25 protein-coding genes and 1 pseudogene are annotated in these 21068 nt (G+C 68.7%); 10 read left to right on the forward strand and 16 right to left on the reverse strand.

Annotated features, from left to right (window positions below; translation table 11 throughout):
- Positions 1-134 precede the first annotated feature (134 nt).
- Entirely contained in the window at positions 135-2276 is a 2142-nt protein-coding gene (locus ACUZ2Y_RS20910) for a molybdopterin-dependent oxidoreductase (RefSeq protein WP_476321397.1), read from the reverse strand.
- A 78-nt stretch (positions 2277-2354) separates the two neighbouring features.
- Here ACUZ2Y_RS20910 and ACUZ2Y_RS20915 point away from each other — a divergent pair, with 78 nt between their 5' ends.
- Together ACUZ2Y_RS20915 and ACUZ2Y_RS20920 are read left to right on the forward strand one after the other, a co-directional pair.
- A complete protein-coding gene (locus ACUZ2Y_RS20915) occupies positions 2355-3488 on the forward strand; it encodes a glycoside hydrolase family 76 protein (protein WP_476321399.1) in 1134 nt (377 codons plus the stop codon).
- Positions 3489-3558: 70 nt separating this feature from the next.
- Entirely contained in the window at positions 3559-4302 is a 744-nt protein-coding gene (locus ACUZ2Y_RS20920) for an SDR family oxidoreductase (protein ID WP_476321401.1), read from the forward strand.
- On the opposite strand, the gene ACUZ2Y_RS20925 is transcribed toward ACUZ2Y_RS20920, so the two are convergent.
- Together ACUZ2Y_RS20925 and ACUZ2Y_RS20930 are read right to left on the reverse strand one after the other, a co-directional pair.
- Positions 4288-4617 carry a hypothetical protein gene (locus tag ACUZ2Y_RS20925; RefSeq protein ID WP_476321403.1) on the reverse strand — a complete coding sequence of 110 codons (330 nt, stop codon included), beginning with the start codon at positions 4615-4617 and terminating at the stop codon, positions 4288-4290. The genes ACUZ2Y_RS20920 and ACUZ2Y_RS20925 overlap by 15 nt on opposite strands.
- Positions 4618-4701: 84 nt before the next feature.
- Complete coding sequence (locus ACUZ2Y_RS20930) at positions 4702-5700, reverse strand: LacI family DNA-binding transcriptional regulator (protein WP_476331978.1); 999 nt, start codon at positions 5698-5700, stop codon at positions 4702-4704.
- A gap of 78 nt (positions 5701-5778) precedes the next feature.
- Here ACUZ2Y_RS20930 and ACUZ2Y_RS20935 point away from each other — a divergent pair, with 78 nt between their 5' ends.
- Together ACUZ2Y_RS20935 and ACUZ2Y_RS20940 are read left to right on the forward strand one after the other, a co-directional pair.
- Positions 5779-6396 carry a nucleoside/nucleotide kinase family protein gene (locus ACUZ2Y_RS20935; RefSeq protein WP_476321405.1) on the forward strand — a complete coding sequence of 206 codons (618 nt, stop codon included), beginning with the start codon at positions 5779-5781 and terminating at the stop codon, positions 6394-6396.
- Positions 6397-6476: 80 nt separating this feature from the next.
- Positions 6477-6830, forward strand: coding sequence for a VOC family protein (locus ACUZ2Y_RS20940; protein ID WP_091376477.1), 354 nt, complete (start codon positions 6477-6479; stop codon positions 6828-6830).
- Here ACUZ2Y_RS20940 and ACUZ2Y_RS20945 read toward each other — a convergent pair.
- The 5 genes and pseudogenes from ACUZ2Y_RS20945 to ACUZ2Y_RS20965 all read right to left on the reverse strand — a co-directional run.
- Positions 6820-7461, reverse strand: coding sequence for a DedA family protein (locus ACUZ2Y_RS20945; RefSeq protein WP_476321408.1), 642 nt, complete (start codon positions 7459-7461; stop codon positions 6820-6822). The genes ACUZ2Y_RS20940 and ACUZ2Y_RS20945 overlap by 11 nt on opposite strands.
- Before the next feature lie 85 nt (positions 7462-7546).
- Positions 7547-7702, reverse strand: coding sequence for a hypothetical protein (locus ACUZ2Y_RS20950; protein WP_476321410.1), 156 nt, complete (start codon positions 7700-7702; stop codon positions 7547-7549).
- A gap of 93 nt (positions 7703-7795) precedes the next feature.
- Positions 7796-9022 carry an HNH endonuclease signature motif containing protein gene (locus ACUZ2Y_RS20955; RefSeq protein ID WP_476321412.1) on the reverse strand — a complete coding sequence of 409 codons (1227 nt, stop codon included), beginning with the start codon at positions 9020-9022 and terminating at the stop codon, positions 7796-7798.
- 51 nt (positions 9023-9073) lie between these two features.
- Entirely contained in the window at positions 9074-9391 is a 318-nt protein-coding gene (locus ACUZ2Y_RS20960) for a hypothetical protein (protein WP_476332150.1), read from the reverse strand.
- A gap of 76 nt (positions 9392-9467) precedes the next feature.
- A pseudogene (locus ACUZ2Y_RS20965) lies at positions 9468-9752 on the reverse strand (DUF6191 domain-containing protein); the annotation flags it as partial.
- A 28-nt stretch (positions 9753-9780) separates the two neighbouring features.
- Here ACUZ2Y_RS20965 and ACUZ2Y_RS20970 point away from each other — a divergent pair.
- Together ACUZ2Y_RS20970 and ACUZ2Y_RS20975 are read left to right on the forward strand one after the other, a co-directional pair.
- Entirely contained in the window at positions 9781-10623 is an 843-nt protein-coding gene (locus ACUZ2Y_RS20970; protein ID WP_476321414.1) for a helix-turn-helix domain-containing protein, read from the forward strand.
- Positions 10624-10634: 11 nt separating this feature from the next.
- On the forward strand, positions 10635-10835 hold the full coding sequence (locus tag ACUZ2Y_RS20975) for a DUF397 domain-containing protein (RefSeq protein WP_476321416.1): 201 nt from the start codon (positions 10635-10637) through the stop codon (positions 10833-10835).
- Here the strand turns inward: ACUZ2Y_RS20975 and ACUZ2Y_RS20980 are convergent.
- Positions 10784-11686: an alpha/beta hydrolase gene (locus ACUZ2Y_RS20980; protein WP_476321418.1), complete on the reverse strand. Its 903-nt coding sequence runs from the start codon at positions 11684-11686 to the stop codon at positions 10784-10786. The genes ACUZ2Y_RS20975 and ACUZ2Y_RS20980 overlap by 52 nt on opposite strands.
- A gap of 195 nt (positions 11687-11881) precedes the next feature.
- Here ACUZ2Y_RS20980 and ACUZ2Y_RS20985 point away from each other — a divergent pair, with 195 nt between their 5' ends.
- Positions 11882-13261 carry an FAD-binding oxidoreductase gene (locus ACUZ2Y_RS20985; protein ID WP_476321420.1) on the forward strand — a complete coding sequence of 460 codons (1380 nt, stop codon included), beginning with the start codon at positions 11882-11884 and terminating at the stop codon, positions 13259-13261.
- Positions 13262-13264: 3 nt separating this feature from the next.
- Here ACUZ2Y_RS20985 and ACUZ2Y_RS20990 read toward each other — a convergent pair whose 3' ends face one another.
- The 4 genes from ACUZ2Y_RS20990 to ACUZ2Y_RS21005 all read right to left on the reverse strand — a co-directional run bounded on the left by ACUZ2Y_RS20990 (position 13265) and on the right by ACUZ2Y_RS21005 (position 15980).
- A complete protein-coding gene (locus ACUZ2Y_RS20990; RefSeq protein WP_476321422.1) occupies positions 13265-13924 on the reverse strand; it encodes a VTT domain-containing protein in 660 nt (219 codons plus the stop codon).
- A gap of 22 nt (positions 13925-13946) precedes the next feature.
- Positions 13947-14204, reverse strand: coding sequence for a hypothetical protein (locus ACUZ2Y_RS20995; protein WP_476321424.1), 258 nt, complete (start codon positions 14202-14204; stop codon positions 13947-13949).
- A complete protein-coding gene (gene nagA, locus ACUZ2Y_RS21000) occupies positions 14201-15331 on the reverse strand; it encodes an N-acetylglucosamine-6-phosphate deacetylase (RefSeq protein WP_476331980.1) in 1131 nt (376 codons plus the stop codon). The genes ACUZ2Y_RS20995 and nagA overlap by 4 nt, the downstream gene beginning before the upstream one ends.
- Before the next feature lie 79 nt (positions 15332-15410).
- Positions 15411-15980 carry a SigE family RNA polymerase sigma factor gene (locus ACUZ2Y_RS21005; RefSeq protein WP_166658224.1) on the reverse strand — a complete coding sequence of 190 codons (570 nt, stop codon included), beginning with the start codon at positions 15978-15980 and terminating at the stop codon, positions 15411-15413.
- Positions 15981-16140: 160 nt separating this feature from the next.
- Here ACUZ2Y_RS21005 and ACUZ2Y_RS21010 point away from each other — a divergent pair, with 160 nt between their 5' ends.
- Entirely contained in the window at positions 16141-16422 is a 282-nt protein-coding gene (locus tag ACUZ2Y_RS21010) for a YciI family protein (protein ID WP_476321426.1), read from the forward strand.
- Here ACUZ2Y_RS21010 and ACUZ2Y_RS21015 read toward each other — a convergent pair.
- Both ACUZ2Y_RS21015 and ACUZ2Y_RS21020 read right to left on the reverse strand, forming a co-directional pair.
- Positions 16419-16883 carry a pyridoxamine 5'-phosphate oxidase family protein gene (locus ACUZ2Y_RS21015; protein ID WP_476321428.1) on the reverse strand — a complete coding sequence of 155 codons (465 nt, stop codon included), beginning with the start codon at positions 16881-16883 and terminating at the stop codon, positions 16419-16421. The genes ACUZ2Y_RS21010 and ACUZ2Y_RS21015 overlap by 4 nt on opposite strands.
- A gap of 49 nt (positions 16884-16932) precedes the next feature.
- Positions 16933-17856 (reverse strand): SDR family oxidoreductase, encoded by a 924-nt coding sequence (locus ACUZ2Y_RS21020; RefSeq protein ID WP_476321430.1) that lies wholly within the window; start codon positions 17854-17856, stop codon positions 16933-16935.
- Positions 17857-18136: 280 nt separating this feature from the next.
- Between ACUZ2Y_RS21020 and fbaA the strand changes: the two genes are divergently transcribed.
- Positions 18137-19171, forward strand: coding sequence for a class II fructose-bisphosphate aldolase (gene fbaA / locus ACUZ2Y_RS21025; RefSeq protein WP_476321432.1), 1035 nt, complete (start codon positions 18137-18139; stop codon positions 19169-19171).
- Positions 19172-19225: 54 nt separating this feature from the next.
- On the opposite strand, the gene ACUZ2Y_RS21030 is transcribed toward fbaA, so the two are convergent.
- The gene (locus tag ACUZ2Y_RS21030; RefSeq protein WP_476331982.1) at positions 19226-20395 is read right to left on the reverse strand and encodes a hypothetical protein; all 1170 of its coding nucleotides are present in this window, start codon (positions 20393-20395) and stop codon (positions 19226-19228) included.
- A 186-nt stretch (positions 20396-20581) separates the two neighbouring features.
- Between ACUZ2Y_RS21030 and ACUZ2Y_RS21035 the strand changes: the two genes are divergently transcribed.
- A complete protein-coding gene (locus tag ACUZ2Y_RS21035) occupies positions 20582-20989 on the forward strand; it encodes a DUF3151 domain-containing protein (protein ID WP_476321434.1) in 408 nt (135 codons plus the stop codon).
- The last annotated feature ends 79 nt before the right edge of the window (positions 20990-21068 follow it).

The following is a 21068-nucleotide window of genomic DNA, read 5'->3' on the forward strand; positions in this document are numbered from 1 at the left end:
GAGTCCGAGCGTGGCATCCCGCCTTGGGCGGCCTCGCCGCGACAGCCCGAACGAACCTATCCGAATGTCGAACTCACTTGCCTGAAGGGGCGACTCGTTTGCTGGAAGGGGCGACTCGCGGGATTGTCGGGGTGTCAGCCTGGGCTTACTTCTACGGGGATGCCGTTGAGGACCGCGTTTCCTGACAAAGCGTCGATGAGTAGTTCGTCTGCAAGCAGGTTTGAGTTGACGCCCGCATGGGCCTTCGCCACTGCCATTCGCGTGCCGTCTGAGTCGTGGCCCCAGCCGTGGGGGATGCTGATCACTCCTGGGCGGATCGTGTCGGTGATCTCCACGGGGACTTCGATCTTCCCCGTCCGCGATCGAACGGTTGCCGTGCCACCCTCGACCAGACCGAGGCGGGCGGCGTCGTCCGGGTTCACCTGGGCTGTGCAGCGGTTCTTGCCGCGCACCAACGGTTCCAGGTTGTGCATCCACGAGTTGTTCGAGCCCAGTTGCCGCCTGCCGATCAGGAGCATCTGTCCATTCGGGACGTTCGTCAGCTCCGCCTGCAACCGGGGCACGTCCTCGATCAGCGGTGGCGGTGCCAGTTCGACGCGACCGCTCGGGGTGGCCAGAACGTCCGGGATTCGGGGCTTCAATGGGCCCAGGTCGATGCCGTGGGGCGCGTTGAGGAGGTCCGCCAGAGTCAGGTCATAGGGACCGCCGCGCAGGAGGATGTCGATGAGGCGTTCCGGGCCCGTCAAGTCCGCTGCCGGTTCCACGCCTGTCCTGGCCGCGAACTGGGTTGCCACGAAGTCGTCCATGGCGGCGATGTCGCTGCCCGCTCCGGTGATGATTCCGGTGAGCCGCAACAAGGTCTGCCATTCCTGGGGCTGCTCCGTGGGCAGTGCGGCCTTGGTCCAGTTCGCCACGTTCCGTACGGCGAACTGGTAGAGGGCGACGTCGTAGTGGGGGCGTTCCAAAGCGGTCGGGCCGGGGAGGATGACGTCCGCGTGGCGGGTGGTCTCGTTCAGGTAGACGTCCAGCGAGACCATGAAGTCCAGCTGTCCCAACGCATCCGCGAGCCTGCCGGAGTTCGGGGTGCTCAGGCACGGGTTGCCGCAGATGGTGACCAGCGCGCGGACCTGACCTTCGCCCGGGGTCAGGATCTCGTCGGCCAGGGTGGCGACGGGAAGTTCCCCGATCACCTCGGGCAGGTCCCGGACACGGCTGCGCCAGCGGCCGTGGGCGAAGCCGCGGCGTCGTCCCGACTGAGCGTTCGCCTGGCCGGCCGCCGCCAAGGGGAACATCGCGCCGCCCGGGCGGTCGAGGTTGCCGGTCAGCACATTCAGCACGTCGACCAGCCAGCTCGCGAGGGTGCCGAACGCCTGCACACAGGTGCCGACCCGGCCGTACACGGCCGCGGTGGGTGCGGCGGCGAGGTCGTGGGCCAGCTGCCGGATGGTGCCCGCCGCGATGCCGGTGATCGGCTCGACCGCCTCCGGGGTGAACGGTTGGGCCAGCGCCCGCACTTCCTCGACGCCGGTCACGTGGTCGGCCAAGTGGTCCAAGGTGACCAAGTCGTCCGCGAACAGGGTGTTGACCAGCGCGAACAAGAACAGGGCGTCGGTGCCGGGGCGGATCGCGTGGTGTTCGTCGGCCATCTCCGCCGTGCGGGACCGGCGCGGGTCGAGGACGACGATCTTGCCGCCGCGGGCCTGGATCGCCTTCAGCCTGCCGCGCATGTCCGGGGCGGTCATCAGGCTGCCGTTGGACACCAGCGGGTTCGCGCCGAGAAGCAGCAGGTAGTCGGTCCGGTCGACGTCGGGCACCGGGATGCTCATCGGGTCGCCGAACAGGTAGCCGGAGCTCAGGTGCTTGGGGATCTGGTCGACCGTGCTGGCCGAGTAGAAGTTCCTGGTCCCGAGCGCCTTGAAGAACACGCGCCCGTACAGCGCCGTCGACGTGTTGTGGACAGACGGGTTCCCCGCGTAGACGGCGACGGCGTCCTTGCCGTGTTCGGCGATGATCGGGAGCAGCCGCGCCGAGATCTCGGCGAAGGCCTCATCCCACGTGGCCGACTCCCACACACCGTCGCGTTTGATCATCGGCGTGCGCAGGCGGTCCGGATCGTGGTGCAGCGCGCCAAGAGAGGCGCCCTTGGGGCAGATGAACCCCGCGGAGAAGACATCGGCCGCGTCGCCACGGACGGAGGTCACCCGATCACCATCGAGGGTGACGTCCAAGCCGCAGGTGGCCTCACATAACGGGCATGTGACCTGCTCGGTTCGCATCACCCCACCTTTCCACGACTCGGTGACATCTCCCCTCTCGCGGGACTTCGGAAACGATTCAGCCGTCACGATTGGTGTGTGACCCGGGGCACGGAGTACGCGGAGGGGGCTGCCGAGCAGTCACCTCAACTGTGGGCTGCCCGCGCCGCCTTCGCCGAGCACGGCGTTCTGGCCCGCCACCTGCGCAGACTCTGGGCGATCCCCGGCACCCGGCTGGGCGTGGCGACCTGGCCTGCGTCCCCGCGCCACCGGCTCCTGGTGAACTGGAACTACTGGTGGCAGGCCAACCTGCTCGACTGCCTCATCGACGCCCAGGTCCGCGCGCCATCGGCCAACCGGCTGCGCATCATCCACCAGCATGTCCGCGGCATCCGCCTGCGCAACTTCCGGCAGTGGACCAACGAGTACTACGACGACATCGCCTGGCTCGGCCTCGCCCTCCTCCGCGCCTCCGACGAGATCGGGCTCGACACCAAGGACGGCCTCGACGCGATCACCGCCCGACTCCGCGAAGGCTGGACCGACCACGGCGGCGGCGGCATCTGGTGGCGACGCGGCGACAACCTCAAGAACGTCCCGGCCAACGGCCCGGCCGCCATCCTGCTCGCCCGCTTCGCCCAGGACCGCGCCGACCGCCAGCGCGCCCGGTCGATCACCGACTGGATGGACGGCTACCTGCTCGACCGCGAGACCGGCCTGCTCTACGACGGCCTGCGGACGTCCCCGGACGGTGGCATCGCCGGGCTCGTCGACATCGTCTACACCTACAATCAGGGCACATTCCTCGGCGCCTGCGTCGAACTCGCCGCCGACGACCGCTCCGGCGTGTGGGCCGAGCGCGCCGAGCGCACCGTCCACGCCGTCGCCCACCACCTCGCCGTCGAAGGTGTCCTGCCCGGCAGGCGCGGCGGCGACGGCGGCCTGTTCGCAGGCATCCTCGCCCGCTACCTGGCCTTGGCGGCCATCCGCCTGCCGGAGGCATCCGGCGACCTCGCGTCCTGGCTGGTGTTCACCACCGCCGACGAAGCCTGGCGCAACCGCTCGGTCGCCCCCAGCGGCCCGCTGTTCGGCGACGAGGCAGGCATCCCCGCCATCACCCCGCGCGGCGCTCGGGACGGCCGGGTCGAGCGCGACCTGTCCGTGCAGGTGTCCGGCTGGATGCTCATGGAGGCCGCCGCCACGTTGGAAGGCCATGCCAGCATGAGGACATGAGCGAGCTTGCGAGCGAGTCAATGTCACAGTGCCTTCGCGAGTGGAGCCACCGACCTTGGGATGAGGCCTAGTGAGCGTCCTTCTGGTCACCGGCGGCAGCCGGGGAATCGGGGCGGCGGTGTGCCGCCGGGCCGCCCGCGACGGGTTCGACATCGTGGTCAACTACGCGGGCGACGCCGTCGCGGCCGAGAAGGTCGCGGAAGAGGTCCGAGTGCTCGGCCGCAAGGCGCTCGCCGTCCAGGCCGACGTCTCCGACGAGGCCCAAGTGCGCTCCCTGTTCGAGAAGGCCGACACCCTGGGCCCGCTGTCCGCCCTCGTCGCCAATGCCGGGATCACCGGCAACACCCCCGGCAGGCTCGACGAGCAGAGCGCCGACACCTTCCGCCGCGTGTTCGACGTCAACGTCACTGGCGTCTTCCTTTGCGCCCGCGAAGCCGTCCATCGACTGTCCACACGCGACGGTGGGGCCGGTGGCTCGATCGTGACGATCTCCAGCACCGCCGCCCGCCGTGGCTCTCCCGGCGAGTGGATTCACTATGCCGCAAGCAAAGCGGCAGTCGAGACCTTGTCCTACGGCTTGGCCCAGGAGGTCGCGGCGGAGGGCATCCGGGTCAACGTCGTCGCCCCCGGCCTGGTCAACTCCGACCTGCACGCCGCCGCGGGCATGCCGGACCGCCCACAACGGCTCGCGCCGAAGATCCCCCTCGGCCGCGCGGGTGAACCGGAGGAGATCGCGGAGGGCGTGGTGTGGCTGCTCAGCCCGGCGGCGTCGTTCGTGACCGGCGCGGTCCTGCCGGTCTCAGGCGGATTCTGAGCGGGGTAGCGGAAAACTCGCGATCACGGTCGTCCGGTCGCCTTCGCGCACCAGCTCGAACCGGTCGACCGAGGCCCGCAGCATCGGCAGCGCACCCGGCGCGATCGCCCCGTGCCCGACGATCCGCAGGACGACGTCGGTCTCGGACGCCTCGGCGACGATCGACACCGGACCGGCCAGCCCGAGTGCCTCCTCGGCCGCCATCACCACGTCGCACGTGAGCAGCTCCGGCACGTGGCGCCGCAACAGCCACTTGCTCAGCGACCGACGAGCCACCGGCCACTCGTCCGCGGAACTGATCGCCAGCTCTGCCAAGACCCGTCTCCTTCGGACCGGAGTCGACATGGTTGCCGGACCCGTCCGAGACGTCGCGCTGTCCACTGTGGCCGTTACGCCGTTTTACGACGTGGGATCGCACCCACAGGAACCGCGGTGCATCAGCTCCGGCGGCAGCAACACGGTCTGCGGCGGGCGGTCGCGGTCGTCGAGCCGGGCGAGCAGCAGCCGGACCGCGGTGCGCCCGATCTCGTCGACCGGGTGCGCCATCGTGGTGATCGGCGGGTGCACCAGCTCGGCCCACTCGACCTCGTCGTGGCCCACGATCGCCAGGTCGCGGCCGATCTCCAAGCCGTGTGCCCGCGCCTCCCGGAACGCGCCCGCCGTCATCGCGCCGTTTCCGGTGATCACCGCCGTGGGCCGCTCCGGCACGGTCAGCAGCCTGCGCAGCGCCAGCACGCCGTCCTCCGGGGTGGCCCCACCGCCCGCGACCAGGTTCGAATCCCAGCGCAGTCCCGCTCGCCCCAGCCCGAGCCGATAGCCGAGCGTGCGTTCCTCGCTGGCGGTCATCCACTCGACACCGCTGATGAACCCGATCCGGCGGTGCCCAGCGGCGGCCAGATGAGAGACCAGGGTGGAGGTCGACTGGATGTTCTCCGGCCCCACCTGGTCGAGCTTGATCTTGTGCGACACCCGGTCGACCAGCACGGCAGGCACATCCGTGCGGGCCAGCTGTTCGAGCGTCGCCGTGTCGCCGGGGGCCGGGGTCAGCAGCATGCCGTCGACCCGCCGGGCCTGCAGCCTGCGCACGGCCGAACGCTCGCCGTCGGCCGAGTCGAGGGTGTCGCCGAGCAGGACGGTGTAGCCGGCGGCGCTGGCCTCGGCCTCGATGGCGTGGATGAGCTTGGCCAGGTGCGGGTTGGCCAGCAGGGACATGGCCACGCCGATGGACTTCGTGCCGCCGGTGACCAGCGACCGGGCGATCGCGTTGCCGGTGTAGCCGGTCGACTCGATCGCCTCTAAGACCCGCGAGCGCGTCGTGACGGCGACCGCGCGGGTCTCGTTCACGACATGTGAGACGGTGCTGATCGAGACACCCGCCAACTTGGCGACGTCCTCCATTGTGGCCACAGCGTTGTCCTGTCCGACTCCATCTGCAAACGCTTGCGCGCGGACCCCATCGGCAGTTAAGGAGTCATTATGCGGGGAGAGCCGATCTTTGCCGACCTGGTCGGGCGGGCGCAAGCGCTGGCGCTGCCAGGGCACCGGCGTGTCCTTGGCATCTGCGGACCACCGGGCTCCGGAAAGTCGACTCTGGCAGCCCGGATCGTCGCCGCGCTGGATGGGCAAGCGGCGCTCGTCGGTATGGATGGATTCCACCTCGCCCAGTCCGAACTCGACCGGCTCGGGCGAGCCGACCGCAAGGGTGCCCCGGACACCTTCGACGCCGACGGGTACGTCGACCTGCTGCGCAGACTAAGGACGAACACCGACAAGATTGTTTACGCGCCCGAGTTCCGCCGCGAGATCGAGGACTCGATCGCCTGCGCGGTCCCGATCACCTGTGACGTTCCCCTCGTCGTCACCGAGGGCAACTACCTGCTGCTCTGGCCCGAGGTGCGGCCGCTGCTCGATGAGGTCTGGTACCTCGACCCCGATCCCGGTCTGCGCCGGAAACGCCTGTTCGAACGCCATCTGGCGCACGGCCGCTCGGCCGAACAGGCGGCGGCTCGAACGGACGGATCGGACGAGCGCAACGCCGTATTGGTCGCGAGGACCGCGCGAACAGCGGATCTCGTCCTGCGAAAGATCGAATAACGACGGCACGGACCGTGACCTGACTGGGGCACTATGGCGGAAGGCAGCCGCCCGAACGGTGCCGAAAGGAAGGTCGTCCGATGCCCGGCGTTCGCCAGGTCGCTCTCACGGTGACCGACGTGGACCGCAGCGTCCCCTGGTACGAACGCGTCCTCGGGTTCGCCACCGCGGTGCACGAAGACCAACCGGGCCTGCGCAAGGCGTTCCTCGACGGCTTCGGCATCACCCTGACCCTGGTCCAGCACCTCGGCGCCGAGCGCGCGTCGTTCGACGAGAGCCGACCGGGCCTGGACCACCTGACGTTCCACGTCGACGAACTGGTGTCGTGGGAGTCCCGGCTGGCGGAGTTCGGTGTCCCGTTCACCGTGGAGACCGACGAGATCGCCGTGCGCGACCCGGACGGCATCCTGCTGGCGCTGCGCTCTACTCCGTGATCAGCACGGTGTCGACCGGCTTGTGCATCTCCTGCCGGTAGCGCCAGATGCCCCACGCGGTGCCCAGCACCATGAACGCGATGCTGCCCCACAGGGCGGCGGTCTGCAGCCAGGGCAACTCGTCGAGCAGGCCCGCGGCGTAGTACCCGGCCAGGACCAGCGTCGGTACCCAGGCCAGCCCGCCGATGGTCGTGGCCAGCGCGAACCGCCGGGGGTCCATCTTGGCGGCGCCCGCGATGAGCGGGGCGAGGGTGCGGATCCATGGGATCCACCGGGCGAACACGATCGCCCAGAACCCGCGCCGGTCCAGGAAGTCCCTGGCCCGGGACAGGTTGTGTTCGTTCATGACCTTGCCGCCGCGCCGGGTGATGATCGCGTGGCCGGTCTTGTGGCCGATGTAGTAGCCGAGCTGGTTGCCCGCCACCGCGACGATTGTCGCGGCCAGCGACAGCCACCAGGCTTGGTGCTCATGGGCACCTTGCGCCAGCACGACACCCGCGGCGAACAGCAGGGAGTCGCCAGGCAGGAACAAGCCCACGATGAAGGCGCACTCGGCGAAGACGAAGCCGAGCACGATCGCCCAGACCAGCAGCGGGCCGGCGGAATCAAGCAGACCTGTAGCCAGGGTCACGCCGTCACCCTACGTGTGACGGCGGATGTGCCGCAGCGGAATGAAGACCTATTCACCTTGCCTTGTCGCATCCGCAATCGCCGGGTCAGACGCCCCACCCGCCCCGCTCGAGAACGTTGCGCGCCTCCCTGACCTCGGCATCCGCGTCGGCGGCGAGAGTGGAGTCCTGGGTGGACGTGTCGACCTCGACGACCCAGCCTTCCGGCAGGACACGCTCCGGCAGCTTCTCCCACTTGCTCATCCTTCGATGATGCCTGAACGCACGGGGTCGTGTGCCCGGTTGACGCTGACCAGGTGAGGACCGTGGGCTGGCGTGTGGTGTGTCGTGCCGTGGTCAGAACGGTGCGGGCTCCTCGTATGCGACAGCTGTGAGCGGGCGCGGATCGGGTGGTCTGGGGGCGGGCAGGTCGTAGTCGATGAGTGGTTCTTGGTCGACGGCATGGTTCTCCCCTGTGGGTGTGGTCCAGACGAACAGTCCTGGCCGGGTTTGTTTGAGCCGCCAGCCGGGTTGGTCTTTGAGTGTGTGGTGGAGTTTGCATAGGCAGCCGAGGTTGGGTGCGCTGGTGGTGCCCCCGTGGCTGTGGGGGATGGTGTGGTCGAGTTCGCAGGACACCGCCGCCCGGTGACACCCGGGGAAGCGGCAGGTTTGGTCGCGCAGCCGGATGTGGCGGGTCAGGTCGGCGCCGGGGTGGCGGCGGGTGCTGACTTCGAGGACTTTCCCGACCGGGTCGGTGAGGATCCGCCGCCAACTGGTGTCGTGGGCGCTGATCAGTTCCCGGATGGTGATGTTCGGGACGGGGCCGTACCCGTCGAGGGTGCCGCCCAGATTCGCCCCGAGCAGCACGGTGTAGGGCACGGCGACCTGCAGCTCGACGGTGACCCCTCGCCCGCCGCCGTGGACGACCAGGTCGTAGAGGGCGTCCGCGCGCAGGGTGTCGAGCGGTTCGGCGGCACCGTTGGCGCGCATCGTGCGGGCGATCTTGTCCACGATCAGGTAGACCGCGCGCAACCGTTCACCGGTGTCGTAGATGTCGAAGTGCGCCATGCCGTCCTCGGCGGCATACAGATCGACGCGGCGTTCGCGGCGGCGTTGTTCGCGGCGCCGATCGGCACCGTCGGGGTCGACCCGGTCCTTCTTCGCCCGCAACGCCTGCCGCCAACCATCGACGGTCTTGTGCTCGTGGCGGGCGAGAATCCACGCCTCCACCTCGCGGGCATGCTCGTCGGACAGGGTCGCGGTGATCTCGGCCAGCGCGTGCGCCCGGGCCAGGTCGATCCGACCGTCAGCCAACGCGTCCACAGTGGACGAAAACAGGATCACCAGGCGCGCGGCCAATGCGACCTGGGTCGCCGCCCGCGCCGGTGTCCACACCAACGCCGCCCCGACCTCCGCACCGGCGAACCGATGACCGCCCTGATCGCGATCGGGGCGCAACTCAGCCATCCGCGCCAGCGCGCGGACCTTCACGGCGTCGCGGGCGGCCTGCTCACGCTCCAGATCGCGCAGCAGGTCCAACACCTCGACGTCGCTCATCTCCGCGACCCGATCAGCGCTGAACACATGTTCGATATTACTGATCAAACGGCCCAGTTTCCGCAGATCAGACCCTCGTCACCCGATTGTGTAGTCGGAGAGTTCGGCACCGCCGAACGTGATTCGGACCGAACCGAGGGGCTGGCGGTCGCCGTCGCGGCTGCGGCCGGTGCGGTAGACGGCGATGACGTAGTCACCCGGTGGCGCGTTCTTGCGCGCGAGGAAGTCCTCAGCGCAGACGCGGGTGTAGGTGACGAACCACTGCTCGCGGGTCATGCCGGTGATGAGGAGCTTCCAGCCGTTGTCCTCTACGGACTCGGTGTAGACGTGCTTTTGTCGTCCTTTGCCGTGGATGCGGTGGTATTCGAGCCGGTGCCAGGGGTCCCAGATGACCATGTGGGACAAGGGTCCGTGCGTATGTCGGACCCGGAGGAGGCGTCGCGGAAGTTCCGCTCAAGCACGCGAGGTCCACGCCCAGGCCGGGAGGGGCGCCCTGGGCGTCATCCTCGCGCATCAGGGACATGGAGTCCCGGTGGTTCAACTCGGTGCGTTTGGTGCCGTAGAAGATCGCGGTGAACTCGTTGACGTACGTCGCGGAGATCGGTGTTCCCGGCCGCTTCCGCCACCGCTGCGCGCGTGGCTCGTAGACGCCGACGGCGACCAGGAGCAGCACGGGGATCGGGATGACCCATTCCATGACTCGCGAACGGACGTGCCGATGCGGAAGTTCCGCTTTCGAGTCTCCACTCGGGATCATGGGCACGGACAGTGCGGGGAGGACTCCGGTGGGTACACATCAGTCGCCGCCGTTTCAGCGGCGGATGCTAGGGAAGAAGCTTCGAGAGTTGCGGGAGGCTGCGGGGCTGAAGGCTGCCGAGGTGGCACGCCGGACGGAGATCTCGACGGGGAGGTTGAGCCGGATCGAGAACGGGGAGGTCGCCCCGGATATCCCGCTGGCCAAGTTCCTGCTGGATCTCTACGTGATCCCGGTGAACGACTGGGAGCCGTACTTGGACCAAGTCCGCACCGCCAAACAGGCGAAGGGTTGGTGGCAGGCCTATGGAGTGACGGCCCGTGGCTACACGGCCCTGGAGACCGCAGCCTCCTCTATCCGCACATTCGAGTTGGCGCATATGCCCGGGCTGTTGCGCACCGAGGCGCACACGACGGCGGGCTTCCGGCACCTGCACACCGACATGTCGTTCATCAAGAACCAGGTGCGGGTGCGGATGATCCGGCAGCAGCGGCTGCGCTCGCAGGATGATCGGCTCGAGGTGGCGGCGATCGTGGATCAGACCGTGCTCACCCGGCAAGTCGGGACCAGGCAGGTGATGAAAGAGCAGCTTCGCCACCTTATCGAGGTGGCGAAGCTGCCGAACGTGACGTTGCAGGTCGTGTCGGCCGACCACGGGACCTACGCGGGGATGGACGGTGCGTTCACCCTGCTCAGCTTCCCGGGACCGGGCGAACCGGACCTGGCTTATGTGGAGCACGCGGCGGGCGCGGTCCAGATCGAGAAGGCTGACCAAGTGCAGGCCTGTAGCCTGGTCTTTGATCGGATCCGATCGGATGCGCTTGATCCTGCCGACTCAGCCGCCCTGATTCGGCGCATCGAGCAGAACTTGTAGGAAGTGCTCTGATGTGGCGAAAGAGCCGTGCGAGCTCCACGAGCGGGGCTGACGCGAACTGTGTTGAGATCGCCCTCTCCTCAGTCGCGCGCGTCCGTGATTCCAAGAACGCCACCGGCCCGCAGCTGAGCTTCCCTGCTGCCCGATGGCGTTCCTTCACTCAGGCCGCCAACTCCTCCGACAGCGCTTCCCGCAGGAACTCGCCCGCGTAGCGGATCGCTTGCCTGCCCTCCGGGACGATCGGGTAGAACGCCGGGAACACATGGACCTGCCCCGGCCACACCTGCAACTCGCAGTGCGCGCCCGCCATCCGCATGGCCGTCGCGAGCCGCTCGGAGTCGCCAAGCAGGCATTCCGTGTCGCCCACCTGGATCAGCATCGGCGGCCACCGCCGCTTGCTTCCTTTAAGGACAGTCAAGCGCGGGTGTGTCATCGGCACCTCGCCCGCGTAAGCGGCCGCTGCTTCGCGCGCGCGGTTCGGCGGGATGTACGGGTCTCTACGCCGTGCGTCGCGGTCGTCGAGTTGGGTGCAGGTCAGGTCCAGGAACGGCGACAAGAGCACCGCCGCGCCGGGCATCACGATGCGCTGGCGGGTCAGTTCGGCGAGCAGCCCGGCCGTCAGGTGGCCGCCGGCGGAGTCGCCCGCGACGACGATCTTGTTCGCCGGAATGCCCTGGTCAAGCAGCCAGTGGTAGCCGGCGAGCGCGTCGTCGGCGGCGGCTGGGAAAGGGTGTTCTGGGGCCTTTCGGTAGTCCAGCAGCAGCACCGGCAGGCCGGAGGTCGCCGACAGCGCCGCCGCGAGGTGCTTGTGCGTCCGCACCGACCCGAAGACGAACCCGCCGCCGTGCAGGTACAGCACCGCGCCGGCCTTCTCATCGGCTTCGCGCGCGCAGATCCACAGGCCGTGGACGTCGCCATACCCGTGCGGTTCCGACACGGCCCGAACCTTCGCGCCACGCGGAAGCGGAGTCACGCCCAGCGAGTCGAATGCCTCACGTACCAGGCGCAGCTGCGCCCCGCGAAGCTGGATCCGGTCGGCGATAGGGCGGATGGTTCTGGTCATGAACAGCGATAGAGCACGAGCCTGAACACTGGGACCTGGCATGACAGCCATGGCACACCGCCCCTCCCCGACGTGGGTGGTCCACAGTGACGCAACCCACTTGACCAAGGGTAAGTCAGCGAATGGCGTCGGCTCTTCGTCCGAACGCTGTAACTGTCAACCGTTACTAATCCCACCGGCGACTACCGTGGGTCTGTGAGCATCGACGTCCTTCTGGCCAGGCTCAACACCATCCTCGGCGACGGCCTGGCGGTCGATCCCGACGTCACCGCCGCGTACCGGCGTGACGTCATGCCGTTGGCGCCGTTCGGCGAGCCGCTCGCGGTCGCGTTCCCCACCGACGCCGAGCAAGTCCAGGAAGTCGTGCGCGCCTGCGCTGAGCACGGGGTGCCGATAGTGCCGCGTGGCGCCGGTAGCGGGCTGTCGGGCGCGGCCAACGCCATCGACGGCTGCGTCGTGCTGGTGACCACGCGGATGAACGCGATCCTGGAGATCGACCCGGACAACCGGCTCGCCGTCGTCGAACCCGGTGTCATCAACCTCGACCTGCGCGGCGCGGTCGAGAAGCACGGGCTCTTCTATCCGCCCGACCCGTCGAGCTACGACTGGTGCACTATCGGCGGCAACCTCTCCACCAACGCCGGCGGGCTCTGCTGCGTCAAATACGGCGTCACCACCGACTCCGTGCTCGGCCTGCACGTCGTCCTCGCCGACGGCGAACTCCTCAAGACCGGCCGCCGCACCGTCAAGGGCGTCGCGGGCTACGACCTCACCAAGCTGTTCATCGGCAGCGAAGGCACCCTCGGCGTCATCACCCAGGCGACCCTCGCCCTACGGCCGCTGCCCCAGGCGCCGGGAACAATGGTGGCGGCGTTCGGCTCCACCGAGGCCGCGGGCGTCGCGGTGACCAGGATCGTCCGCGAGGGCATCGTGCCGTCCCTGATGGAGATCATGGACGCCACATTGATCGAAGCCGTGGAGGAACACCTCAAGACCGAGCTCGGCGCGGGCAAGGGCTGCGCCGCCCTGCTGATCTGCCAGTCCGACTCCGGCGGCGAGGCCGCCCGCCGGGAACTGGCCATGATCGAACAGGTCTGCACCGACGCCGGCGCGGAAATGGCGTTCACGACCTTCGACCCGGCCGAAGGACAGGCACTGCTCACCGCCCGCCGGGCCGTCCTGATGGCCCTAGAGGTCTACGGCTCCTGGCTCACCGACGACGTCTGCGTCCCGCGCACCCGCATCGCCGAGCTGATCGCGGGCTGCGAGCGGATCAGCCGCGAGGTCGGCCTGCGCATCGCCGTCGTCGGGCACGCGGGCGACGGGAACATGCACCCGACGATCGTCTACGACCCGACGTCGGAGGACGAGTTCGCCCGCGCCCGCCAAGCCTTCGACGACATCCTCGCTGTCGGCCTCAGCCTCGGCGGCACGGTCACCGGCGAACACGGCATCGGCAAGATCAAGCGCGAATGGCTGGCCCGCGAGATCGGCCCGATCGGCCTGCGCACCCACCGCGCCATCAAAGCCGCGCTGGACCCGGGCAACCTGTTCAACCCGGGCTCGATGTTCTAGGTCCTAGGCGGCGGCGCGCTTCTTCTCGCGGCGGGCCTTGAGCACCTCGAAGATGATCGGCAGCACCGAGATGAACACGATCAGCAGGATCATCGCTTCGAGGTTCTCGTGCACGAACGGGATCTGGCCGAGGAAGTAGCCCAGCACCGTCACTCCGGTCGCCCACAGCACCGCGCCGATGGCCGAGTAGACGAAGAACTTGCGCTTGTCCATCTTGCCGACGCCTGCGATCGCGGTGATGAACGTGCGGATGATCGGCACGAACCGGGCCAGCACGATCGCGCGCGGGCCGTACTTCTCGAAGAACTCGTGCGTCTTGACGACGTGTTCCTTCTTGAACAGCTTCGATTCCGGCCTGTTGAACAGCGCGGGCCCGACCTTCTCGCCTATCCAGTACCCGACGACGTTGCCCACGAACGCGCAGATCGTCAGCAGCAGGCACACCAGCCACAGCGGCGGCGAGATGTAGTCGAGGGCCACGAACAGGCCCGCGGTGAACAGCAGCGAGTCGCCCGGCAGGAAGAACCCGAGCAGCAGGCCGCACTCGGCGAAGATGATGAGGCACAGACCCGGAAGCAGGAACGGGCCGAGACTCCGGAGGATGACCTCGGGGTCCAGCCAGGACGGCAGCAGGGCGAGATTGACGGTCAGATCGGCGCTCATCACACCCATAAAGGTACCGGGCTCAGATAAGCGTGAGCAGGCCCACCAGTGACCCGGCGGCCAACCCCAGCAGAACCGCGATCAACAGCACCCACCGGACCCGCGGCCGGACCTCCGGTTCGAGCCGGGTCGTCGGCTCCGGCTGGGCGATCAGCGGCAGGTCACTGCCGGAGAGTAGACCGAAGTGCGCGACCGGGCTCGTCGCCGACTCCGACAGCGGAGTCCGCGCGGCCTGCGCGCGCAGCGCCTCGGCGAGCAGGCGTTCCGGGTCGTCGGTCATGCGTCGACGTTAACCCACTCACCGCGCCGCAGGACGCCGTCGAGCCGCAGATCCGGGTCGAGCAGCACCACGTCGGCCGCCAAGCCCTTGGTGAGGCTGCCGGTCGTCTTGGCCAGACCCAGCAGCTCGGCGGGCCGCGTCGAGGTCGCGTCGACGGCGTCGAGGATGCCCATGCCGCAGGTCTTCACCATGTTGCGGAACGCGGCGTCCATGGTCAGTGTGCTGCCCGCCAGCGAGTCGCCGCCGACGACGATCGGCACGCCGTCGAGCACCTCCACGGTGATCCCGCCGACCAGGTATCGGCCGTCGCCCGCACCCGCCGCGGCGATGGCGTCGGTCACGAGGACGGTCCTGGTGGGCCCCGCGTGCTGCGCGGCCAGCCGGACGACCGTGGGACTCAGGTGCACCAGGTCGCAGATCAGTTCGACGGACACGCGCTCGTCGTCGAGCAGCGCGCCGATGGGGCCCGCCTCGCGGTGGTGCAGCGGTCGCATGCCGTTGAACAGGTGGGTCGCGACGGTCGCGCCCGCGTCGACCGCGGGCAGCACCAGGGCCTCGGTGGCGTCGGTGTGGCCGATGGCGGCGATGGCGCCCGCGTCGACGATCTGGCGGACCGCGCGGACCGAGCCGTCGAGCTCAGGCGCCAGCGTGACCATCCGGACCGGGCCTGCCGCGAGGAGCTTGTCCACAGCGTCGCGGTAGGGCGGCTGCAGGATCGCCGGGTCGTGCGCGCCGCAGCGGGCCTCGGCGAGGAACGGCCCTTCGAGATGGATGCCCGCGAGTAGACCGTCCTCGACGTGCTCGCGCAGGGCTGCGATCTGCTCGACCAGGTCCGGGACCGTCGCCGAGACAAGGCTGGCGAGCAGTGTCGTGGTCCCGTGGCGGGCGTGGGTATGCGCGGCGCGCAGGACGTCGGCCGGGTCGAGGCTGGTGAAGGCCGATCCGCCGCCGCCGTGGCAGTGGATGTCGACGAACCCGGGCACCACCCAGGCCCCGCGCGCGTCGTGCACGCGGTACGTCGTGGGCCGCGCGCCGGAGCCGAGGTCGGCGATCAGGCCGTCCTCGATGAGCAGCCAGCCGTCCTCCAGCACGCCGTCCGGCGTGACGAGCCTGCCGCCCGAAATCAGATGTGCGCCCACGCGCGTACCCCTCCCCGAGATCACGTCCCAGGGAGAGTCTATTGGTCTAAACCACTTTTTAGGGAGACTAGGTGTTCATGATCTTCTGCAGAGCTTCGAGCGCGCGGCTCGCCGTCGACTTCACCGTGCCCTTGGAGATGCCCGTGGCCTCGGCGATCTCCGCCTCGGACAGGTTGCCGTAGTAGCGCAGGACCAGGACCTCGCGCTGCCTCGGCGGCAGCTGCGACAGCGCCTTGACCACTTGCTGGTGCTCCGCGGTCAGCATCGCGAGGCTCTCGGCCGAACGCGCGTTGACCGCGTGCGGCGGCGTGTACTCCCGCGCGGTCTTGCGTCGCCGCAGCACGCTGCGCGAGCCGTTGACCACCGCTGTCCGCAGATAGCCGACCGCGGCGGCCGCGTCGCGCAGACCACCCCAGTTGCGGTGCAGCCCGGTGAACGCCTCCTGCACGACGTCTTCGGCCGTCGCAGGCTCGTCGACCAGCAGCAGCGCCAGCCGGACGAGACGCATCCGGTGGGTGCGGTAGAGGTCTTCGAGCGTCAGCGGCGCCTCAGGCGTCGGCGGGGGCGCGCTCTTGAGGTCGATAGCCCGGAGCCGGGTCAGCGTCTGCTCGACGCTCCGCTCCGCGTTGCCCTCCACGGGCGGGTCCGCGGGCTGCCCGGAGGCACCGACATTCCCGCGCGCCGGGGGGTAATCACCCGGTTGCACACCATCCCCTGCCACGGCCAAACCTTACCGGTCGGCGATCAGAAGCACATCGGCCGACGGTCGGAAAAGACCGACTGCGACGATGGGCGCCATGACCTGGTTCACCGTGGACACCACGTACATCGACGACGCCGACCGCCTCGCCGAGGTCCGCCCGGCTCACCGCGCCTACCTGCAGGAGCTGGTGGAGACCGGCCACGTGCTCGGCGGCGGCCCGTGGGCGGACGGGACCGGCGGATTCTTCGTGGTCAAGGTCGCCGACCGCGAGGAGCTCGACAAGATCCTCGCCCTCGATCCGTACACGACCGAGGGAATCGCCGCCGCCCGCGTGATCCGGGAATGGACGATCGCCCTCGGCCCCTTCGCGGGTTAGTACGTGCCGCCGAGCTTGCCGTGGTCCCAGGAGACGATCTTGGTGGGCTTGAAGACCAGCCCGACGCGCTTCGCCGCCTGGGCCCGCACGAACTGCGACGCGGCCGCCGCGACTTCCTCGCTGCCCGTGTACCGAAGCGTCAGCCCGCTGCCGATCTCGGTGATGCGCTCGGTGTCCTCGATGAGCTCGACGTCGCACTCCAGCATCACGCCGACGAGTTCCTCATAGCTCTCGCCGCTCTCCACGAGCACCGTGGCCTGCGGCAGCCTGCGGAGGTTGGCGACCTTCTGCGACGACTCGTAGGTCCACGTCGTCAGGGTGTCGCCCTCGGGCAGGTACCAGAGCGAGACGAGGTGCGGACGCCCGTTCTTGCCGATGGTCGCCACGTTCGCGATCTTCTGGTTGTCCAGGAACGCCTGGATCTCGTCCGGCGAAAGCTTGATCTGGTCCCGTCGCGACATCCGCGCCTCCTCGCTGGTGTGACCACAGGCTAGCCAACGACCAATCCAGCTAGCGCGCTTCGGCGTCGGCCTGGCCGCCCGCGCCGACGGGTCGCGAAGAGGCTTCCGCGCCACGCTTGGCGATGTCTTCGAGCGCGGCCTTGTCCGCCTTGGCCACGATGTTGCCGCGCAGCTTCGCGCCGATCTCGATGATCGGCGGCAGGAACGTGCGGATCACCTTCAGCGCGCCGACCCAGCCGGGCACGTGGATCGAGCGGTCGCGCCGCAGGATGCCCTTCTCCAGGGCGTCGAGGGCGAACTCGACCGGGTACGTCTTGCCCATCGGGCCGGGCATGCTCGCCCGCAGCGGGCCGAACACGGGGTGCTTGTCGGCGCCGTTGACCAGGTCGGTCGCGATCCACGACGGGTGCGCGACACCGACGCGCACACCGAGGTGCCGCATCTCGGCGCGCAGGCTGTTGGTGAACGCCTCGACGCCCGCCTTCGCCGCGGCGTAGGCCGCCATCGCGGGCGCGTGCGTGATCGCCGCCAGCGAGGACACGACCAGGATGTAGCCCTTGCGGTCGATCACGTGCGGCAGCGTCACCCGAACGGTGCGCCATACGCCGAGCAGGTCGACCTCGATGGTCCGCTCGAACGCCTTCGGGTCGATCGACCGGACGAACCCGGCCGCCGCGATGCCCGCGTTGGCCACGACGATGTCGATCCCGCCGAAGCGCTCGACGACGCCCCTGGTCGCGGTCTCCAGCGCCGCCCAGTCGGTCACGTCCGCCTCGAACACGGCGGCGTCCGGTCCGCACTCGGCGGCGACCTTCTTCATCACGTCCGGTTCCAGACCGACGAGCGCGACCTTGGCTCCCCGCGCGGCGAAGCGCTTGGCCAGGCCCGCGCCGAAGCCGCGGGCGGCTCCGGTGATCACGATGACCTTGCCTTTGACGTCTTGCTCGCGGGCCAGCAGGTTCGTCACACCCATCGGAGTCCTCCTCGGTCGCGTTCCTTACCGGGAGTAAGCTACCACAAGTAACCGTAAACTGAAGTAACACTTACTCTCCCGGCTGAGCCGCGCGACCAGGCTGGGCGCGGCCCCGCACCATGGGAGGGCAGGTGACCAACTCCAAAAATTCCGGGGAGGCCGACCAGTCTCGGGGTTCCAGGTCGCTTTGGCCATGCGGCCAGTCTGCCCAACACGCCCGACACACAAGCCTCGTAGGATGCGGCGGAACGGCGCAGGCCACCCCGAGGAGGACCCACCGATGCCTATCGCCACACCCGAGGTCTACGCGGAGATGCTGGACCGGGCCAAGGCGAACGAGTTCGCTTACCCGGCCATCAACGTGACCTCGTCGGAAACACTGAACGCCGCGCTCCGCGGCTTCGCCGAAGCCGAGAGCGACGGCATCATCCAGGTGTCCACCGGCGGCGCCGAGTTCGCCTCCGGCACCAAGGTCAAGGACATGGTGACCGGAGCGGTCGCGCTCGCCGAGTTCGCGCACGTCGTCGCCGAGAAGTACCCGGTCAACGTCGCGCTGCACACCGACCACTGCCCCAAGGACAAGCTCGACGGCTTCGTCCGCCCGCTGATCGCGATCAGCCAGGAGCGAGTGGATACTGGTGGGCTTCCGCTGTTCCAGTCGCACATGTGGGACGGCTCGGCGGTCGCGCTCGACGAGAACCTGCAGATCGCCGCCGACCTGCTCGAGGCCGCGGCCAAGGCCAGGATCGTGCTGGAGATCGAGGTCGGTGTCGTCGGCGGCGAGGAAGACGGCGTCGACAACGAGATCAACGACAAGCTCTACACGACGGCCGAGGACTACCTCAAGACCGTCGACGCGCTCGGCGTGGGCGAGAAGGGCCGCTACCTGCTGGCCGCGACCTTCGGCAACGTGCACGGCGTCTACAAGCCGGGCAACGTCAAGCTCAAGCCGTCCATCCTCAAGCAGGGCCAGGACGTCGTGGCCGAGAAACTGGGTCTGGCGCCCGGCTCGAAGCCGTTCGACCTGGTTTTCCACGGCGGCTCCGGCTCGCTGCTCGAGGAGATCCACGAGGCGGTGTCCTACGGCGTCATCAAGATGAACATCGACACCGACACCCAGTACGCGTTCACCCGCCCGATCGCGGCGCACATGTTCGCCAACTACGACGGTGTGCTCAAGATCGACGGCGAGGTCGGCAACAAGAAGGTCTACGACCCGCGCAGCTACCTCAAGGCCGCTGAGCAGGCCATGGCCGCACGCATCACCCAGGCGTGCGAGCACCTCAAGTCGGCCGGCCGCATGATCGCGGGCTGACCCCGGACACGAAAAACGGCGCCTCCCGCGAACGGGAGGCGCCGTTTTCGGCTGTCAGACGGAGACCTTGACGGCCGTCTGCCGCTTGTCGAACCACTGCGCGACCGGCCTGCCCAGCCACCAGAACCCGGCCAGCAGCACGAAGGTGATCGGCGCGGACCACCAGGCGATCGGCGGCGCGGCGATGGTCACTTCCTGCGCGTAGAGCGCGACGTGCCCGAGCACGGTCACCGCACCGGCGCCCGCGACGGCCTCCATGGCGTGCGAGAGGTTCATCCGGCGCACCAGGTCGATCGCGAGGCCGACGAACACCAGGTAGAACGGCACGGTCGACGGCGGGAAGTCGGCCACGACCAGCATCGGCCAGATCACCGCGCGGTAGGCGACGTACGCGGCGGCCACACCGGTGGCGGCCCAGCGCAGGCCGATCGTCTTGGCGGCGACGGCCAGCACGAGCGCGGCCACGCCGATTCCCCACATCGGGTACACCCAGTCCGGGATCGGCAGCGCGAACTGCTTGATCGCCACGTAGTCGACCGGGCGGCCGATCTGCTCGGCGGCGAACTCCAGCAGGCTGCGCTCGGCGTAGCAGGTGTCGATGTTCAGCACGCCGTTCGGCATGCAGGACCGCAGCTCCAGGACGCCGTACTCCTGCTGCCCGTTCGCGAAGAGCACGTTCTCCAGGAAGAAGAACCACAGCCCGCCCAGGATCCACGGCCGTGACCGGCCCCGCGGCCCGGCCGAGACCCAGCCGTCGATCAGGGCGGCGATCATCAGCGCGGTGCCCAGGTACAGCAGCGCGTGTGACGCGCTCCACGCCGTGAGATCGAGCCCGTTGAGCCGGTGATTGATCACATCGAGCGGTGCGGCGATGAGGAAAACAGCCAAACCGACCTGCAGCAGCCGCTGCGCGCGTTTCGTGACCGCCATGCCGGTGAAGGTGTGAATGGCCACCAGAACCACGGCGATACCTGTGCCGACGCTGTTGATGAGATGCGGCGCGGCGAGGTCGTCACGCTGGAACTTGAAATGCCAGGACTCGTCCCACGACGACCCGAGCACCTTGAACAGCAGGGCGATCAACCAGGTGCGATAGGCGAAATGCCACACCCACTCCGGCGTCTCGGTACCCGCGTCACCGCGCGTCCAATGCAGCCGAAAGAAATCCTTGAACTGCCCGACAGGACCTTTGCCCGCAGGGTCGTCGACCGATGCTCGCCCCATGTTCACCCGGTCATCATGGCGGCGCGACGCTGAGAACGGAAAGCCGCCCCCACTCCTTCGTGCGAAAAATCCGGGTAATCCCCTACGGGTTGGTGACCTTTCGAATCAGGGTGGTCACCTAGTGCGATATCGGGATGTATTCGTCTCAAGGTTCACCGACTCGGGCGATGGGGCAGGATGACCCGTATGGACGGCAACCTGCTAGGACCTGACCCCACAATGCTCCCCGCCCGCGACGAGCCGCAAGGTGCTTTGGACTCTGGCACCGACCCGGCTGACGTAGCCGCCCGCTGGCCGGACTTCAGTGCCGCCTGGGCCGCGCTCGCCGAAGCGGCGCTCAACTCCGGCGAGAACGTCGCCGCCTACGCCTACGCGCGCACCGGCTACCACCGCGGCCTCGACCAGCTGCGCCGCTCCGGCTGGAAAGGCTTCGGCCCCATCCCGTGGTCGCACGCCCCCAACCAGGGCTTCCTGCGCGCCCTCGCCGCCCTGGCCCGCGCCGCGAAGGCGATCAACGACAACGAGGAGTACGAGCGCTGCTCGACGTTCCTCTCCGACTCCGACCCCGCCGCCCCCGCGGCCCTAGGTCTCTAAGCCGCGAGTTCAACGTTCAGAACGGCAGAACGGCGAGGCCCACGTTCCGAACGTGGGCCTCGCCGTTCTGAATGTTGAA

The sequence above is a fragment of the Actinokineospora sp. UV203 genome (assembly GCF_056323665.1).